The 743-nt window shown below is 45.0% G+C and carries 1 protein-coding gene; it reads right to left on the bottom strand.

The window, feature by feature from the left end; translation table 11 throughout:
• Positions 1-129 precede the first annotated feature (129 nt).
• The coding region (locus R7O13_RS26585; RefSeq protein WP_318305171.1) for an NCS2 family permease at positions 130-743 on the bottom strand (614 nt) is incomplete at its 5' end.

Raw genomic sequence — 743 nt, 5'->3', positions numbered from 1 at the left:
CGTTAATACCAACGGTGATATCAAAATTCTCCGTCTATTACGCAGAAAAATAGAATTCAGTGAACAACGCTAAAAGCAAAAAGCCAGCACGAACAGCTTTTGCTGCTCGCGCTGGCTTTTTAAAAGTAATTACCCGGCTAGGTATTTAACGATGAAGATGGCAGACATAACCCAAACACTCATCGATACATCGCGGCCTTTGCCACTAAACAATTTGATTGCAGCATACGCAATAAAGCCTAGGGTGATACCTTCTGCAATAGAGAAAGTAAGCGGCATCACAAGACAAGTTACAACGACTGGAGATGCTTCAGTTAGGTCACGCCAATCAATGCTCACCAAGCCAGAAAGCATCAAAATTGCTACATAGAACAATGCACCTGACGTTGCATACGCAGGGATCATACCCGCTAGTGGCGAGAACAATAGTGCAAGCAGGAAGAGTACACCAACAACCACTGCGGTTAGACCAGTACGACCACCAGCAGCTACGCCCGAAACACTTTCAATGTATGAAGTCGTGTTTGACGTACCTAGCAACGCACCAACAGAAGTCGCTGTTGAGTCAGCAAGTAGTGCTTTGTTTAGACGAGGAATGTTGCCATTCTCATCCGTTAGACCGGCTTTTTGAGAAACGCCAACGAGCGTACCAGCCGTATCAAATAAGTCGACGAATAAGAAAGCGAACACAACAGAGATCATGCCCACTTCAAATAGACCTGAGAAATCCAATTGCAAGAATG

It is taken from the genome of Vibrio sp. Y176 (genome assembly GCF_033438945.1).
This window is presented reverse-complemented; position numbering and strand designations above follow the sequence as displayed.